15 protein-coding genes are annotated in these 16352 nt (G+C 71.4%); 5 read left to right on the top strand and 10 right to left on the bottom strand.

The annotated features are described in order from the left end of the window. Position 1: 1 nt before the first annotated feature. The 3 genes from ACFC8N_RS29600 (at position 2) to ACFC8N_RS29590 (ending at position 3681) form a co-directional block, all read left to right on the top strand. Positions 2–1312: an MFS transporter gene (locus ACFC8N_RS29600; protein ID WP_376291166.1), complete on the top strand. Its 1311-nt coding sequence runs from the start codon at positions 2–4 to the stop codon at positions 1310–1312. Between the two features lie 119 nt (positions 1313–1431). Beyond that, entirely contained in the window at positions 1432–2559 is a 1128-nt protein-coding gene (gene dnaN, locus ACFC8N_RS29595; protein ID WP_376291164.1) for a DNA polymerase III subunit beta, read from the top strand. Between the two features lie 108 nt (positions 2560–2667). Further along, positions 2668–3681: a sigma-70 family RNA polymerase sigma factor gene (locus tag ACFC8N_RS29590; RefSeq protein WP_356030247.1), complete on the top strand. Its 1014-nt coding sequence runs from the start codon at positions 2668–2670 to the stop codon at positions 3679–3681. Here ACFC8N_RS29590 and ACFC8N_RS29585 read toward each other — a convergent pair. From ACFC8N_RS29585 to ACFC8N_RS29550, 8 genes are all read right to left on the bottom strand, one after another. Then, a complete protein-coding gene (locus tag ACFC8N_RS29585; RefSeq protein ID WP_356030246.1) occupies positions 3565–3951 on the bottom strand; it encodes an STAS domain-containing protein in 387 nt (128 codons plus the stop codon). The genes ACFC8N_RS29590 and ACFC8N_RS29585 overlap by 117 nt on opposite strands. Positions 3952–4017: 66 nt before the next feature. Continuing rightward, a complete protein-coding gene (locus ACFC8N_RS29580) occupies positions 4018–5295 on the bottom strand; it encodes a thymidine phosphorylase (RefSeq protein WP_376291161.1) in 1278 nt (425 codons plus the stop codon). Between the two features lie 82 nt (positions 5296–5377). Next, positions 5378–5782 (bottom strand): cytidine deaminase, encoded by a 405-nt coding sequence (locus tag ACFC8N_RS29575; protein WP_376291159.1) that lies wholly within the window; start codon positions 5780–5782, stop codon positions 5378–5380. Continuing rightward, positions 5779–7065, bottom strand: a complete 1287-nt coding sequence (locus tag ACFC8N_RS29570) for an ABC transporter permease (protein WP_356030242.1) — start codon at positions 7063–7065, stop codon at positions 5779–5781. Before ACFC8N_RS29570 ends, ACFC8N_RS29575 begins: the two co-directional genes overlap by 4 nt. After that, complete coding sequence (locus tag ACFC8N_RS29565; RefSeq protein WP_356030241.1) at positions 7065–8189, bottom strand: ABC transporter permease; 1125 nt, start codon at positions 8187–8189, stop codon at positions 7065–7067. Before ACFC8N_RS29565 ends, ACFC8N_RS29570 begins: the two co-directional genes overlap by 1 nt. After that, positions 8186–9712, bottom strand: coding sequence for an ABC transporter ATP-binding protein (locus tag ACFC8N_RS29560; protein ID WP_356030287.1), 1527 nt, complete (start codon positions 9710–9712; stop codon positions 8186–8188). The genes ACFC8N_RS29565 and ACFC8N_RS29560 overlap by 4 nt, the downstream gene beginning before the upstream one ends. A gap of 234 nt (positions 9713–9946) precedes the next feature. Further along, positions 9947–11005, bottom strand: coding sequence for a BMP family ABC transporter substrate-binding protein (locus ACFC8N_RS29555; RefSeq protein ID WP_356030239.1), 1059 nt, complete (start codon positions 11003–11005; stop codon positions 9947–9949). A 321-nt stretch (positions 11006–11326) separates the two neighbouring features. After that, complete coding sequence (locus tag ACFC8N_RS29550) at positions 11327–12562, bottom strand: amidohydrolase (protein ID WP_376291155.1); 1236 nt, start codon at positions 12560–12562, stop codon at positions 11327–11329. Positions 12563–12793: 231 nt separating this feature from the next. Between ACFC8N_RS29550 and ACFC8N_RS29545 the strand changes: the two genes are divergently transcribed. Further along, positions 12794–13450: a class I SAM-dependent methyltransferase gene (locus ACFC8N_RS29545; RefSeq protein ID WP_356030237.1), complete on the top strand. Its 657-nt coding sequence runs from the start codon at positions 12794–12796 to the stop codon at positions 13448–13450. A 181-nt stretch (positions 13451–13631) separates the two neighbouring features. After that, positions 13632–14183: a CAP domain-containing protein gene (locus ACFC8N_RS29540; protein WP_376291153.1), complete on the top strand. Its 552-nt coding sequence runs from the start codon at positions 13632–13634 to the stop codon at positions 14181–14183. Between the two features lie 5 nt (positions 14184–14188). Here ACFC8N_RS29540 and ACFC8N_RS29535 read toward each other — a convergent pair whose 3' ends face one another. Together ACFC8N_RS29535 and ACFC8N_RS29530 are read right to left on the bottom strand one after the other, a co-directional pair. Then, positions 14189–15340 (bottom strand): hypothetical protein, encoded by a 1152-nt coding sequence (locus tag ACFC8N_RS29535; protein WP_376291151.1) that lies wholly within the window; start codon positions 15338–15340, stop codon positions 14189–14191. A gap of 59 nt (positions 15341–15399) precedes the next feature. Then, positions 15400–16338 (bottom strand): N-acetylneuraminate synthase family protein, encoded by a 939-nt coding sequence (locus tag ACFC8N_RS29530; RefSeq protein ID WP_356030232.1) that lies wholly within the window; start codon positions 16336–16338, stop codon positions 15400–15402. Positions 16339–16352 lie beyond the last annotated feature (14 nt).

Here is a 16352-nt window from a genome sequence, read left to right as displayed (position 1 = left end):
TATGTCTCCCGCCAGTACCGGGGCGTCCACCACCGTGGTCGCCACCTCGCCCGTCCCCGCCGCCGACGCCTCCGTCGACACCTGCGACTCCGCCGTCGACACCCGGCTGACCCCGGGCGGCCCCGGCTACCGCCGGATGAGCTTCGCCCTCTTCCTCGCCGGTGTCGCGACGTTCGCGCTCCTGTACTCCACGCAGGCCCTGCTGCCCCTGATCTCCGGCGAGTTCGGGGTCGCGGCGAGCGACGCGAGCTGGACGGTGGCGGCCGCGACCGGCGGACTGGCGCTGTTCGTGCTGCCGATGAGCGCCCTGTCGGAGCGCTTCGGCCGCCGTGCGGTGATGACGGGCTCGCTGGCCGTCGCGGTCGCCGTCGGCCTGCTGGTGCCGTTCGCGCCGTCGCTCGGCGTGCTGGTGGTGCTGCGAGCGGTGCAGGGCGCGGCGCTGGCCGGTCTGCCCGCCTCGGCGCAGGCCTATCTGGCCGAGGAGGTCCGGCCGAAGGCGCTGGTCACGGCGATCGGTCTGTTCGTCGCGGGCAACAGCGTCGGCGGGATGAGCGGCCGGATCATCACCGGCTGGGTGGCCCAGGCGTGGGGCTGGCGGGTCGCCGTCGCGGTGATCGGCGTGATCGCGGTCGGCTGCGCGGTCGCCTTCCGGCTGCTGCTGCCGGCGCCGAAGCACTTCACGGCGGGCTCGCTGCGGCCCCGGATCCTGCTCGGCACGGTCCGCGACCACCTCGCCAACCCGCTGCTGCGCCGGCTGTACGCGATCGGCGCGCTGTTCATGACGGTGTTCGGCGGCGTGTACACCGTGATCGGCTACCGCCTGACGGAGGCGCCGTTCGGGCTGCCGCAGGGCATCATCGGCTCGATCTTCCTGGTCTACCTGGTGGGCACGGTGTCCGCGTCGACGGCGGGCCGGCTGGTGGGCCGCCTCGGCCGACGGGGCGCGCTGTACCTGGCGGGCGGTACGACGACGGCCGGTCTGCTGCTGTCGCTCGCGCCCTCGCTGCCGCTGGTGCTGCTGGGTCTGGTGCTGATCACGGCGGGCTTCTTCGCGGGGCACGCGGTGGCGTCCTCGGCGGTCAGCAAGACGGCCACCCAGGGCCGTGCGCAGGCCTCGGCCCTCTACCAGTCGATGTACTACATCGGCTCCAGCGTCGGCAGCACGGTCGGTGCGACGGCCTTCCACGCGGACGGCTGGGGCGGCACGGTCGCCGTGGGTCTCCTCGCGGTCATCGGTGTCGTGACGATCACCGTCGCCGGCTCGCGGGCGGCCCGGGTCGCGGCCCGGACGGCGCCCGTCGCCGCGCACTGAGTCCCCTCGTACGACTCGTACGACGCTTTCACCGAACCCCCTGCTCAGGGGCGGTTGTCAGTGGGCGCGGATATCGTCCGCCCTTGGTCAACCGGCCCACTGAGCAGGGGGTTTGTCGTATGGAATTCCGGATCGCGCGCGGGGAGCTGGCCGAGGCGGTCGCCTGGGCGGGGCGGGCGCTGCCCGCGCGGACGACGGTGCCGGTACTGGGCGGGCTGGTGCTGAGCGCGGAGCCGGGGCGGCTCTCGGTGTCGGGGTCCGACTTCGAGACGGCGGCGCGGGCCGGGGCCGACGCCGAGGTGGCGGTGCCGGGCCGGGTGCTGGTCCTCGGGCGGCGGCTGCTGGACATCTGCCGGGTGCTGCCCGACGGCCCGGTGAGCTGCGCGCTGGAGGGCAGCCGGTTCACGGTGGAGGCGGGCGGCACCCGCTTCGGGCTGTCGACACTGCCGTACGAGGAGTACCCGGCGCCGCCGGCGGCGCCCGCGCCGTACGGCGAGGTGGACGCGGCCGGGTTCGCGACGGCCGTCGGACAGGTGGCGGTCGCAGCGGGCCGCGACGACACGCTGCCGGTGCTCACCGGGGTCCAACTGCGGCTCGACGGCGCGGAGATGACGCTGTCGGCGTCCGACCGGTACCGGTACGCGGTGCGCGCGCTGCCCTGGCGGCCGAGCGGCCCGGACGGTGAGGCCGTGGAGGTGCTGCTGCCCGCGCGGCGGCTGCTGGAGGTGGCGCGGGCGCTGGGGAAGTGCGGCACGCTGCGGATCCTGCTGGACCCGGCCACGGCGCAGAGCTCGGGAGCCGTCGGTTTCGAGGGCGGGGACACGCGCGCGGTGCTGCGGCGGCTGGAGGGGCGGCTGCCGGGGTACGGGACGCTGTTCGAGGTGGCGGGGGCTGCCGTGGCCGAGGCGGAGTGCGCGGCGCTCGCGGAGGCGGTGCGCCGGGTGGCCGTGGTGGCGGACGGGAGCAGCCCGGTGCGGCTGGACTTCTCGGCCGCCGAGGGCTCGCTGCTGGTGCGGGCGGGATACGGGGACGACGTGGCGGCGCAGCGCCTTCCGGTCGCCCTGAACGGGGCGGACGAGGTGACGGTGGCCTTCAATCCGTCGTACCTGCTCGACGCGCTGAACACCTTCGAGGGCGGTGAGCTGCGGCTGGAGATGCTGGGGGCGGGCCAGCGGGTGCTGCTCGGCGCGGGCGGGCCGCGGTCCGCGCACCGCCATCTGCTCATGTCCGTGAAGCAACTGGTCTGAGCTGGGCATTTTCGGACTCGGGGGGCCATTGTCAGTGGGCTGCGGTAGCTTCCGAAGTGCTGGGGCGCGAGGGTGCGCGAACAGGACGGCCACAGGGGTGGGTGGACGATGGGTGACAGCACGGCGACGGTGGACCTGGACGTCGCACTGGAGAAGCACCGGACCGAGCTGACCGGATACTGCTACCGCATGCTCGGCTCCTCCTTCGAGGCCGAGGACGCGGTGCAGGACACCCTGGTGCGGGCCTGGCGGAGCTACGAGAAGTTCGAGGGCCGCTCCTCCCTGCGCTCGTGGCTGTACCGGATCGCGACGAACGTGTGCCTGGACATGCTGACGGCGGGCAACAAGCGGGCGAGGCCGATGGACCTGACGGAGTCGACCCCACTGGCGCAGGCGGCGCTCTCCCCCCGCCCGGAGAACACCTGGCTGGAGCCGATGCCGGACGCGCGGGTGCTGCCCCAGGTGCAGGACCCGGCGGAGGCAGCCGTCGCCAAGGAGTCCATCCGGCTCGCGTTCATGGCGGCACTGCAGCAACTGCCGCCCAAGCAGCGGGCGGTGCTGATCCTGCGCGAGGTGCTGGCCTGGAAGGCGAGCGAGGTCGCCGAACTGCTGGGCACCTCGGTCGCGTCGGTCAACAGCGCGCTCCAGCGGGCCCGGGCCACGCTCGCGGAGCGTGCCGACGCAAGCCCCGAGGGCGCGGTGTCCGACCCGCTGGACGAGGAGCAGCAAAAACTCCTGGAGCGGTACGTCAAGGCCTTCGAGGGCTACGACATGGCGGCGCTCACGGCGCTGCTCCACGAGGACGCCGTCATGACGATGCCGCCGTTCGACCTGTGGCTGCGCGGTACGGCGGACATCACCGGCTTCATGACCACCCTCGGCGCCTCCTGCGCGGGCTCCCGTCTGCGGCCGGTCATGGCCAACGGCCTGCCGGGCTTCGCGCACTACAAGCCGGACGAGGAGAAGGGCGGGTTCAGCCCCTGGGCGGTGCAGATCCTGGAGATCTCAGACGGCCGGATCACCGGTTTCCACTGCTTCCTCGACACCCGGCGCTGGTTCCCCCTCTTCGGTCTGCCCCTCCACCTGGAAGCGGAGTCCGACGAGGTCGAGAAGGGAGAGTAACGACGGGGCGGGATCCCGCAGCCGTATCCGCCCGCCGGCCCGGCGGGCGGTCAGCTCCAGCCGCGCCAGCAGATCGACGGCGCCCAGCCCCGGGGGCCCGAGCCCGCCCACGTCACACACGACGACCCGTGCACCGGTCGCCGCCAGCAGCGCCCGCACGTCGTCGCACAACTCCGGCACCTGGTCACGGCTGACGGCGCCGGGCAGCACGAACACGGCAGGTGTCTCGGCATTCACGACCGGTAGACCGCCGGGGCGGTCGTAACTCATCGCGCACGCCGAAGGGGACCGGCGCAGGTCCACCGATCCCCTTCACCCGAACGGGAAATCCCCTGGTCAGGCGATCCGCTCCAGCACCACCGGCGACGCCGTGAAGTCCGTGCCGGCCGGGGCGATGTCGTACGAGCCCTCCACGGCCTCCAGCGCGTAGGCGAAGCGCTCGGGGGTGTCCGTGTGGAGGGTCAGGAGGGGCTGGCCCTCCTTGACCGTGTCGCCCGGCTTGGCGTGCATCTCGACGCCAGCGCCCGCCTGCACCGGGTCCTCCTTGCGCGCACGCCCCGCGCCCAGGCGCCAGGCGGCGACGCCGATGTCGTACGCGTCCAGACGGGTCAGCACGCCCGTGGACGGGGCCTTGATGACGTGCTGCTCCTTCGAGGTGGGCAGCGTGGCGTCCGGGTCGCCGCCCTGGGCCGCGATCATGCGGCGCCAGACGTCCATCGCCGAGCCGTCGGCCAGGGCCTTCGCCGGGTCGGCGTCCTTGATGCCGGCCGCGTCGAGCATCTCGCGGGCCAGGGCCAGCGTCAGTTCCACGACGTCCGCCGGGCCGCCGCCCGCCAGGACCTCGACCGACTCGCGGACCTCCAGGGCGTTGCCCGCCGTGAGGCCCAGCGGGGTCGACATGTCCGTCAGGAGGGCGACCGTCCGCACGCCGTGGTCGGTGCCGAGGCCGACCATCGTCGAGGCCAGTTCGCGGGCGTCCGCAAGTGTCTTCATGAAGGCGCCCGAGCCCACCTTCACGTCCAGGACCAGCGAGCCCGTGCCCTCGGCGATCTTCTTCGACATGATGGAGGACGCGATCAGGGGGATCGCCTCGACCGTGCCGGTGACGTCGCGCAGTGCGTAGAGCTTCTTGTCCGCCGGGGCCAGGCCGTCGCCCGCCGCGCAGATCACCGCGCCCGTGCCGTCCAGCACGGACAGCATCTCCTCGTTCGAGAGCAGCGCGCGCCAGCCGGGGATCGACTCCAGCTTGTCCAGGGTGCCGCCGGTGTGGCCGAGGCCGCGGCCGGAGAGCTGCGGGACCGCCGCGCCGCAGGCCGCGACCAGCGGGGCCAGCGGGAGCGTGATCTTGTCGCCGACGCCGCCCGTGGAGTGCTTGTCCGCCGTCGGGCGGGACAGCGACGAGAAGTCCATGCGCTCGCCCGACGCGATCATCGCCGCGGTCCAGCGGGCGATCTCGCGCCGGTTCATGCCGTTGAGCAGGATCGCCATCGCCAGCGAGGACATCTGCTCGTCGGCGACCTCGCCCCGCGTGTACGCGTCGATGACCCAGTCGATCTGCTCGTCGGTCAGCTCGCCGCGGTCCCGCTTGGTGCGGATGACGGAGATGGCGTCCATGGCCATGGCGTTCCCTTCGGAAGATGTGCGAAGTGTGCGGCCCCCCTGCGCGGATGCGGGTCAGGGGGGCCGTACACCGGAGTTACTTGGTGAGATGGGCCGGGCCGAAGGCCTGGGGCAGCATCTCGGAGAGGGGCAGGACGCCCTCCGGGGTGTCCAGGAGGAGGTCCGGGCCGCCGAACTCGTGGAGGAGCTGGCGGCAGCGGCCGCAGGGGACCAGCAGGGCGCCCTCGCCGTCGACGCAGGTGAAGTGCGTCAGCCGGCCGCCGCCCGAGCGCTGGAGGTCCGAGACCAGACCGCACTCGGCGCACAGGCTGAGTCCGTAGGAGGCGTTCTCCACGTTGCAGCCGGTGACCGTGCGGCCGTCGTCGACCCGGGCCGCCACGCCGACCGGGTAGCCGGAGTAGGGGGCGTACGCGCGGGACATCGCCTCGCGCGCCACCACCCGCAGGGCCTCCCAGTCGAACACTGCGGCTGCGCCCGTCACTTGCCCTGGCCCTTCCGGTAGCGCATGCCGTCCGCCTTGGGCATCCGCAGGCGCTGTGCCGACAGGGACAGCACCAGCAGCGTGACGACGTACGGGGTGGCGCCGACGAAGTCGCTCGGAACCGTGTCGGTGAGCAGGTACCAGACCAGGATCACCGCGGCCACGGCGAGGCTGACCACGCCCTGGAGCATCGCCTTGCGGTACAGCTTCCAGGCGGCCAGGGCCACCAGCAGCACCACCAGCAGGAGCAGCAGCGCGTGGACGGTCGTACCGCCGTTGCGCAGCTGGAGCGCGTCGGAGTAGCCGAACAGGCCGGCGCCCATGGCCAGGCCGCCCGGACGCCAGTTGCCGAAGATCATCGCCGCGAGGCCGATGTAGCCGCGGCCGCCGGTCTGGCCCTCCAGGTAGGTGTGCGAGGTGACCAGGGCGAGGAAGGCGCCGCCGAGGCCGGCGAGGCCGCCGGAGACGGCGACGGCCGCGTACTTGTAGGAGTACACGTTGACGCCGAGCGACTCCGCGGCGGTCGGGTTCTCGCCGCAGGAGCGCAGCCGCAGGCCGAACGGGGTGCGCCACAGCAGCCACCAGGTGCCGGCGAACAGCAGCGCGGCCAGGACCGTGACGACGGACAGGTGGGTGACCAGGCCGCCGAGGATGCCGGCGAGGTCGGAGACCAGGAACCAGTGGTGTTTCTCGATCGACTGCAGGCTGTCGGAGAGGCCGGGCACGGTGACGTCGGGCAGCGCGGCCACCGGCGGGGACTGCTTGGGGTTGCCGCCCGCGTTGGCCGCCGCGCCGCTGTTGAAGAACAGCTTGGCGAGGTACTGCGTGGCGCCGAGGGCGAGGAGGTTGATCGCGACACCGGAGACGATGTGGTCGACGCCGAAGGTGACGGTGGCGACGGCGTGCACCAGGCCGCCGAGGACGCCGAAGGCGATGCCCATCAGCAGGCCGAGCCAGGGGTTGGTCTGCCAGCCGATCCAGCCGGCGCCGAAGGTGCCGAGGATCATCATGCCTTCGAGGCCGATGTTGACCACGCCGGCCCGCTCGGACCACAGACCGGCGAGACCGGCGAGGCCGATCGGCACGGCGAGGCCGAGGGCGGCGCTGACCTGTCCGGTGGAGTCGAGGTCCTGCGAGCCGGTGATCACGCGGACGGCGGCGAGGAGCAGCAGTCCACCGGCGACGATCATGAGGATCTGGCCGACGGAGCGGCCCGAGCGCTGCGGCGCGCCCGCCGCCTTGGGCGCCGCGGGCGGCGGCGTGTCGGTCATCGTGGCAGTCATTACGCCACCTCCTGCTTCTTCGTCGCGGCGGCCTGGGCCGCGAGTTCGGCGCCGACCTTCTGCTGCTGGCGCTTGAGGCCGTAGCGGCGCACGACCTCGTAGGCGATGACGACACACAGGACGATGACGCCCTGGATGACGCCGAGGATCTCCTTGTCGTAGCCCTGGAACTCCAAGTGGTTGGTGGTGCGTTCCAGGAAGCCCCACAGCAGGGCGCCGATGGCGATGCCGATCGGGTTGTTGCGGCCGAGCAGGGCGATGGCGATGCCGGTGAAGCCGATGCCGGTCGGGAAGTCGCTGCTGAACTGGTAGCTGTCGTTGAGCAGGGTCGGCATGCCGATCAGACCGGCCACCGCACCCGAGATGATCATGCTGGTGGCGACCATCTTCTTCACCGACACACCGCTCGCGGCGGCGGCGCTCTCGGACTGGCCGACGGTGCGCAGGTCGTAGCCGAAGCGGGTGCGGCCGAGGATGAACCAGTACGCGATGCCGACCGCGGCGGCGATGAAGATGAAGCCCCACAGCTCGCCGGACGGGCCGGTGTTGATGTTGAAGAAGTGCGACGAGGACGGCAGCGGCTTGGTGGCGACGACCGTGCCGCCCTGGTAGAGCTGGGCCAGCTTTCCGGGCTGCAGCAGGTAGGCGATGATCGCGGTGGCGATCGAGTTCAGCATGATCGTCGAGATGACCTCGCTGACGCCCCGGGTCACCTTGAGGATGCCGGCGATGGCCGCCCACAGGGCGCCGGTCGCCATGGCGCAGATCAGGATCAGCGGGATGGCGAGCCAGCCGGGGACGGTCAGCGCGCCGCCGAGGACGGCGGCGAAGAACGCGGCGAGCCGGTACTGGCCGTCGACACCGATGTTGAACAGGTTCATCCGGAAGCCGATGGCCACCGAGACACCCGCGAGGTAGTACGTGGTCGCCTTGTTGAGGATGTAGACCTGGCTGTCGCTGGCGAAGCCGTAGGTCAGCATGTCGTTGAAGGCGGGGCCGGGGTTCTTGCCGGTCGAGAGGATCACCAGGGCGGTGACGACGAGCGCGGCGACGACCGCCAGCAGCGGCGCGGCGAGGCCGAGAAGCAGCCGCTCCTTGTCGATCCGTGAGGTCAGCTTGTTCATCGCTCGTCGTCCTCTGTGTGCTCCAGGTGGCCGGAGGCCGCACCCGTCATGGCGGAGCCCAGCTCCTCGGGGGTGATCGTGGCGGGGTCGGCGTCGGCGACCAGGCGGCCGCGGTACATCACCCGCAGGGTGTCGGAGAGCCCGATCAGCTCGTCCAGGTCCGCGGAGATCAGCAGCACGGCCAGGCCCTCGCGGCGGGCCTCGCGGATGTAGTCCCAGATGGCGGCCTGGGCGCCGACGTCCACGCCGCGGGTGGGGTGGGCGGCGATGAGCAGCTTGGGGTCGTGGCTCATCTCGCGGCCGACGATCAGCTTCTGCTGGTTGCCGCCGGACAGCGAGGCCGCGGTGACGTCGATACCGGGGGTGCGGACGTCGTACGCCTCGACGATCCGCTCGGTGTCGGTGCGGGCGGCCTTGATGTCGAGCAGCGCGCCCTTGGAGTTGGGCTTCTCGGTGACGTGGCCGAGGATGCGGTTCTCCCACAGCGGCGCTTCGAGGAGCAGGCCGTGGCGGTGGCGGTCCTCGGGGATGTAGCCGATGCCGGCCTCGCGGCGGCGGCGGGTGGGGGCGTGGGAGATGTCGGCGCCGTCGAGGGTGATCACGCCGGCGTCGGGGTCGCGCATGCCCATGATCGCCTCGACCAGCTCGGACTGGCCGTTGCCCTCCACGCCGGCGATGCCGAGGACCTCGCCCTTGTGGATGGTGAAGGAGACCTGGTCGAGGACGATGCGCTCGATGCCGTCGAGGTCGGTCTGCGCCAGGTGCAGGCCGTCGACGTCGAGCATCGGGACGTCCGTGACGGTGGACTCCGTGGTCTCCGGGGTGGGCAGCTCGCTGCCGACCATCAGCTCGGCGAGCTGCTTGGGGGTGGTCCTGGACGGCTCGGCCGTGCCGACCGTCGTGCCGCGCCGGATGACGGTGATCTCGTCGGCGACGGAGAGCACCTCGCCCAGCTTGTGGGAGATGAAGATGACGGTGAGGCCCTCGGCCTTGAGCTCGCGCAGGTTGTCGAAGAGCGCGTCGACCTCCTGCGGCACGAGGACGGCGGTGGGCTCGTCGAGGATGAGGGTCTTGGCGCCGCGGTAGAGGACCTTGAGGATCTCCACGCGCTGGCGGTCGGCGACGCCGAGCTCCTCGACGAGGACGTCCGGGCGGACGTTCAGGCCGTACGCGTCGGAGATCTCCTTGATCTTGGCGCGGGCCCTGCCGCCGATGCCGTACAGCTTCTCCGCGCCGAGGGCGACGTTCTCCAGCACGGTGAGGTTGTCGGCGAGCATGAAGTGCTGGTGCACCATGCCGATGCCGCGGGCGATGGCGTCGCCGGGGTTGTGCAGGACGACCTGCTCGCCGTTGACCGTGATGGTGCCCTCGTCCGGCTGCTGCATGCCGTAGAGGATCTTCATCAGGGTGGACTTGCCGGCGCCGTTCTCACCGCACAGGGCATGGACGGTGCCCGTGCGGACGGTGATGTCGATGTCCTTGTTGGCGACGACGCCGGGGAAACGCTTGGTGATGCCGCGCAGTTCGACGGCAGCGGGAGGGCTGGACGCGTTGATGGCGCACTCTCCTCGGGGAAAGGGGCTGCATAGGGGAGGTGGCAGGCGTCGGCGACGCTAGCGCGGCAACTCCACGCTACACGCGTAGAGTTGACACATTGTTATGGCTCGGCGAGGGGTCGTGGGGACGACGCTCCCTCACCGAGCCGAGTCCGGCGAACCGGCCGGGTCCCTCAGCGGGAACCGGCCGGATCCGTCAGGTCACGGGGTGGTCTTGACCTTGATCTGACCGGCGATGATCTTCTGCTTCGCGGCGTCCAGCTTGGGCTGGATGTCGGCGATGAAGCCGCCGCTCGTGGCGAGCGAGACGCCGCCCTTGGCGAGCGAGTAGACGTTGTTGCCGGTCAGCGGCTTGCCGTCCTTGACGGACTTGATGAAGTCGTAGACACCGACGTCGACGTTCTTGACCATCGAGGTCAGGATCGAGCTCTTGTACTGGGCGAGACCCGGGATGTTGTACTGGTCGGAGTCCACGCCGATGGCCCAGGCGCCCTTGGCGCCGTGCACGGCCTCGATCGCGCCGTTGCCGGAGGAGCCGGCGGCCGAGTAGACGACGTCGGCGCCGTTGTCCAGCATGCCCTGCGCGGCCTGCTGGCCCTTGTCCGGGCTGGAGAAGCCGGAGGTGTCCGCGCCGTGGCTCAGGTACTGGGTGTCGACCTTGATCTTGGCGTTGGTGTCGTGGACACCCTGGACGTAACCCGCCTCGAACTTCTTGATCAGCGGGCTGTCGACACCGCCGATGAAGCCGACGTGGTCCTTCTTCGTCTTCAGCGCGGCGGCCACACCGGCGAGGTAGGAGCCCTCCTCCTCGGTGAAGGTGATGCTGTTGACGTTGCTGCCGGGCACGACGGAGTCGATGAGGCCGAACGAGGTCTTCGGGAACTGCTTCGCCACCTGCTGCACGGCGGGCGCGTAGGTGTAACCGACGGCGACGATCGGGTTGTACCCGGCCTGGGCCAGGTCCGTGAGGCGCTGCACCCGGTCGGCCGGGGTGTCCGAGGTCTTCGCGGTCAGTTCCTTGATGGAACCGCCGAACTCCTTCTCGGCCTTGTCGGCGCCGCGCGCGGCGGAGTCGTTGAACGAGCGGTCACCGCGGCCGCCGACGTCGTAGGCGAGACCGATCTTTACGCCGCCCTTCGCACCACCCGAGGAGGAGGAGCTGGCATTGTTGTCGGAGGACGTGCTGCCACACGCGGTGGCAGTCACGGCGAGTGCCGCGGTCGCGAGACACGCAGCGGAAAGCTTGGCTACCCGGCGCACGGGAGGCTCCTTCACCTGACCTGAGCGCCGTGTCGGCGCTTGATGGGAGCACCTTGCCGGTGCTCCAGCCGGGACGCTCCGTCGGCGTCGGCTTCGCGGCATCGTAACGCGCGTAGATGTCGCAAAAAACCCCCTCTCGAAGCCGTTATCGATTCGAGGCAAACAGCATCTGAACTCACCCTCTTCGCCCCTGACACGGGGGTGTCGCGGTGTGTGCACGAATGGCTTACGGGCGTGTTGCGCCAGTCGGCGGAATGAGTAAGAACGAGTAAGAAAGAGCCCCCGACGAGGCCCCTTCTTACTCTTCCTTCCCCTCCGGGCTCAGGCCGGGGCGCCGTTCGCGTCCAGGAAGGCCGCTGCCGTGAACATCTCCACGCCGACCGTGATCGCGTGCTCGTCGGCGTCGAAATCACCCTGGTGCAGGTCGCGGACCGTGCGCTCGCCGGGGCGCCGGACCCCGAGCCGGGCCATGGCGCCCGGGACGCGCTCCAGGTACCAGGAGAAGTCCTCGCCGCCGAGGCTCTGCTCGGTGGACTCCACGGACTCCCGGCCCCGGCGCGCGGACATCGCCCGGCGCAGCAGGTCGGCGGACTCCTTGTCGTTCACGACCGGCGGCACCCCGCGCACATAGGTGATCTCGGACTTGGCGCGGTGCATCGTGGCGACCTCGTCGATGGCCGCGTGGATGATGTCGGGCGCCTGCCGCCAGGCCTCCAGGTCCAGGCAGCGCACGGTGCCGGACAGCTCGGCGTGCTGCGGAATGACGTTCGGCGCGTGCCCCGACTGGATCCGGCCCCAGGTCAGCGCCAGCCCGACCCGGGTGTCGACCCGGCGGGCGATCAGCGCGGGCACGTCGACGGCGACGCGGGCGGCGGCGGTGACGAGGTCAGTGGTCAGATGCGGCCGTGCGGTGTGCCCGCCGGGGCCGTCGAGCGCGATGTCCAGCCGGTCGCAGGCGCTGGTGATCGGCCCGTGCCGCAGCCCGACCCGCCCGGCGTCGACGCGCGGGTCGCAGTGCACGGCGAGGATCCGGCCCACGCCCGCCAGCACGCCGTCCTCGATCGCGTCCAGGGCGCCGCCGGGCATCACCTCCTCGGCGGCCTGGAAGATCAGCCGCACGGGCCGGGGCAGCAGGCCCTTGCCGTGCAGGTCCGCGAGGACGAGCCCGGTCCCGAGCACGACGGTGGTGTGCACGTCGTGCCCACAGGCGTGCGCGCGGTCGGGCACGGTGGACCGGTAGGGACAGTCGGTCTTGGTGTCCGGGATGGGCAGGGCGTCGATGTCCGCGCGCAGGGCGAGCAGCGGTACCGCCGTCCGCTCACCCTCGGTGAGCCCGATGTCGCACACGAGTCCCGTTCCCTTGCCGAGCACGCGGGGCTTGAGCCCTGCCTGCTCCAGCCGCTCCTTGATCGCGGCCGTCGTACGGAACTCCTGGTTGCCCAGCTCGGGGTGCATGTGCAAGTCGCGGCGGAAGGCGACGAGTTCGGCGTGCAGGGCTTCGCTCAGCGCGCCGGGGAGCACATCCCCCGCGAGGCCGGCCTCGGACTCTAGGGACATCAATTGCTTCACCCTCTGAAGGGTAGGACGCCCGGGTGGTCAACTGCCCCTCGATCAACAAAAGTTCAGCCCGTTAGGGGAGAAAATCTGACCAGCGGACGCATGGCGGCGGACTCTGACGGGTAAAACCACTGTTTCTCCTTCCACGGATACCATGCCTCACTACAGTCCTGCTCGACGTGTCCAGGAACCGGACCGGAGCCGCACCCCCTCCCGATAGGGTCCGGACGCGTGACCGACGCGACGGAGACGTTCCTCCATCCCACCCGGACCTCGTACGACACGATCGCGAAGGAGTACGCGGCCCGGTACCCGACCGGGCTCACGCACCCGCTGGACCGCACCCTGATCACGGCCTTCGCCGAGCTGGTCACGGCGAACGGCCCGGACCCGGTCGCCGACCTGGGCAGCGGCCCCGGCGGGGTCACCGCGCTCCTGCACTCCCTCGGGATCCCGGTCTTCGGTGTGGACCTCTCCCCCGCCATGGTGGCCCTGGCCCGCGAAACTCACCCCGGCCTGCGCTTCCATGTGGGTTCGATGACCGCCCTGGACCTCCCGGACGCCACGCTGGGCGGCATCCTCGCCCTCTACTCCACGATCCACGTCCCCGACGACCACCTGCCGGCCGCCTTCGCCGAATTCCGGCGCACCCTGCGCCCCGGCGCCCACGCCCTGCTCGCCTTCCAGACCGCGGACGAGCCCGGCCGCCTCCACCTCCCGGAGCGCTTCGGCCACGAGATCGACCTCGACTACTACTGGCGTACGCCGGAGCAGGTCACGGCGCTGCTGGCGGGGGCCGGGCTGGAGCCGGTCGCGACGGTACGGCGGGAGCCGTCCGGCGAGGAGCGCCGGGCGCGGGCGTTCGTGCTGGTGAGAAAGGCCGGCTGAGCCCCGGCCTGGCCCGAACCTTCCTCGCGCGCGGTGTCGTACACGATGCCGAGCGGCCGGCCGGGATCTTCGGCGATCGCGCCGGTTACCGGCGGTACGCGCTCCTGGCGCCGTCTGGTGACGAACGCACGGCGTCGCGAGAATCACCCTGAGTCACTACCTCCGAAAGAGGGGCTGCACAGTGGGCGTTCTCTCGCGGGCCGCATCCTGGCCGACGGCCGTGCTCCTGACCGCGTTCCTGTCCTGCGCGCCGACCGCCTGGGCCGGGCCACCGACGCCGGGGCCACCCGCGTTCCCCTCACCCGGGTGGACGGTGCCGGTCGCCGGGCAGTGGAACGCGCCGCCCTCGGCACCAGCCCCGAACGCCGTGGTGTCCGAGGTCAACAGGCGCCGTTCCGAGGAGGGTTGCGCAGCGGTACGACTGCGCACCTCGCTCGACCGGGCCGCCCAGGCACACAGCTCGGACATGGCCGCACACCGGCTCCTCACCCACACCGGTACGGACGGCAGCGCCCCCGAGAACCGGATGCGGACCGCCGGCTACCGCCCCGTCGCCACCGGCGAGACCATCGAGATCGGCCCCGCCGACGCGGGCGCGGCCGTCGCCGCGTGGATGGCCAGCCCGCCGCACCGCGCCATCCTTCTCACCTGCCGCTACACCGACGCCGGCGTCGGCAGGACGGACGGCCCCGACGGCGCCTGGTGGACCCTGGACCTGGCCTCGCGCGACTGACTTCTTCAGCCAGAGAACGCCACCGTCTGCAGCCGGTGCACGTCCTTGGCCGTTCCCGTGACGCCCGACAGGAAGCCCTGGGCGCGGGGGGACGCAGTCTCCGTCAGCCAGGTCGGGTCGATGTCGAAGACGGCCACCTTCACGCCCGTGCCCACCAGCGCGAGCGGCAGGGTGTGGACGACCGTCGAGGGGAAGCTGAGGATCGTGCGGCCGATCGGGCCGCGGCGGGCGATCAGTTCGAGGGGGAGGTCCGGGCGGACGATCTCCAGGCCCGTCTCGGTCGCCAGGCGGTGGAGTTTGTCCGTGCTCTCGCGGCGGTGGGCGAAATAGCGCGTCGCGCCGTGGGTGCTGGAGAGGGTGCGGACCGCTTCCACGTAGTGGTCGGCGTCCACCACGCCCGTCTCCACCAGTGACGTTCCGACCATGTCCGCGCCCTTGGTGATGCGCGGCGGGCCGAAGCGGGCGCGGGTCCACGAGAAGTCGTTGGCCGTGACCGTCACGCCCTCGGGCGTCTCCGTCACCGGCATCGAGGAGAAGACCTCCACCCGGCGCTTGGCGTTCGGCGTGAGCCGGCGGCGGGCCGAGGCGGAGACCGGGGCGAAGAGCAGGTCGCGCGGGCCGGGGCGGCCGCCCTTGCGGTGCCAGCGGACCAGGCGTTCGCCGCGGGCGAGCTGGGCCACGAACTCCATCGTGGCCGTGCCGTCGTCCACCACGACCAGGTCGCGGGCCTTGGTGATCGTCAGCAGCAGTTGGACGTAGCGGGAGAACGGGTCTCCCATCACGATCCGGTCGGCCCGGCGGAGCGCGCCCGCCAGGCCGCCGATCGTCGCGAAGGGCGCGGCCGGACCGCCGCGCGCCTCCTCCCAGCGCACCGTGTGCCCCTCGTCCCGGGCCAGCTCCGCCATGCGGCGCAGCTGGCCCCGGGTCATCGGGTCGGTCGGCGACAGCACGACGAGGGTGAGTTCCGCGCCGGCCGCTGAGGGGTCACCGGCCATCGTCCGCCGCACCTGCGCGGGCACGGACGGCAGCGGGTCCGGGGCCGGGCCCTGCAGTCCGTGCAGGTGTGCCCACTCCAGTACGTTCAGCAGCTGGACCGGGCTCTCCACGAAGGCGAGCGTGCGGGGAGGTTGGCCGGGCTGACCGGCGCGGGGGCTCATCGGCGTACGACCGTCCCGTCGTAGGACACGTAAGGGGCTCAACAGGCCGGGGCCGGGGGTCAGACCGTGACCGGCTCGCCCGCCGCCGCGGCGATCTCCGCCTCCGCGACGACACCGGCGACGCGGCGCAGCTTCTTCATCGGGCCCAGCTCGGAGTCGTAGACCTTCTTGACGCCGTCGCCGAGGGAGGCCTCGATGGTGCGGATGTCGCGGACGAGGCGGGTGAGGCCCTGCGGCTCGACGGAGGCGGCCTGGTCGGAGCCCCACATGGCGCGGTCGAGGGTGATGTGGCGCTCGACGAAGGTGGCGCCGAGGGCGACGGCGGCCAGCGTGGTCTGCAGGCCCGTCTCGTGGCCGGAGTAGCCGATCGGGACGTTCGGGAACTCCTTCTCCAGCGTGTTGATCACGCGGAGGTTCAGCTCCTCGGCCTTCGCCGGGTAGGTCGAAGTGGCGTGGCACATCAGGATGTTGTCGCTGCCCAGGACCTCGACCGCGTGGCGGATCTGCTTCGGGGTGGACATGCCGGTGGAGAGGATGACGGCGCGGCCGGTGGCGCGCAGAGCCTTCAGCAGCTCGTCGTCCGTCAGGGAGGCGGAGGCCACCTTGTGGGCGGGGACGTCGAACTTCTCCAGGAAGGCGACGGCCTCGGTGTCCCACGGGGAGGCGAACCAGGCGATCCCCTTCTCCTTGCAGTACTCGTCGATCTGGCGGTACTCGTCCTCGCCGAACTCCACGCGGTGGCGGTAGTCGATGTAGGTCATCCGGCCCCAGGGGGTGTCGCGCTCGATGTCCCACTGGTCGCGCGGGGTGCAGATCTCCGGGGTGCGCTTCTGGAACTTCACGGCGTCGCAGCCGGCCTCGGCAGCCACGTCGATCAGCTTGAAGGCGTTCTCCAGCTCACCGTTGTGGTTGATGCCGATCTCGCCGCAGATGTAGACGGGCTTGCCGGGGCCGACCTCGCGCGAACCGAACGAACGCATACGGGAGTTGGTGCTCATGGCAGGAGATGTCC

It is taken from the genome of Streptomyces sp. NPDC055966 (assembly GCF_042269865.1).
Lineage (GTDB): Bacteria > Actinomycetota > Actinomycetes > Streptomycetales > Streptomycetaceae > Streptomyces.
This window is presented reverse-complemented; position numbering and strand designations above follow the sequence as displayed.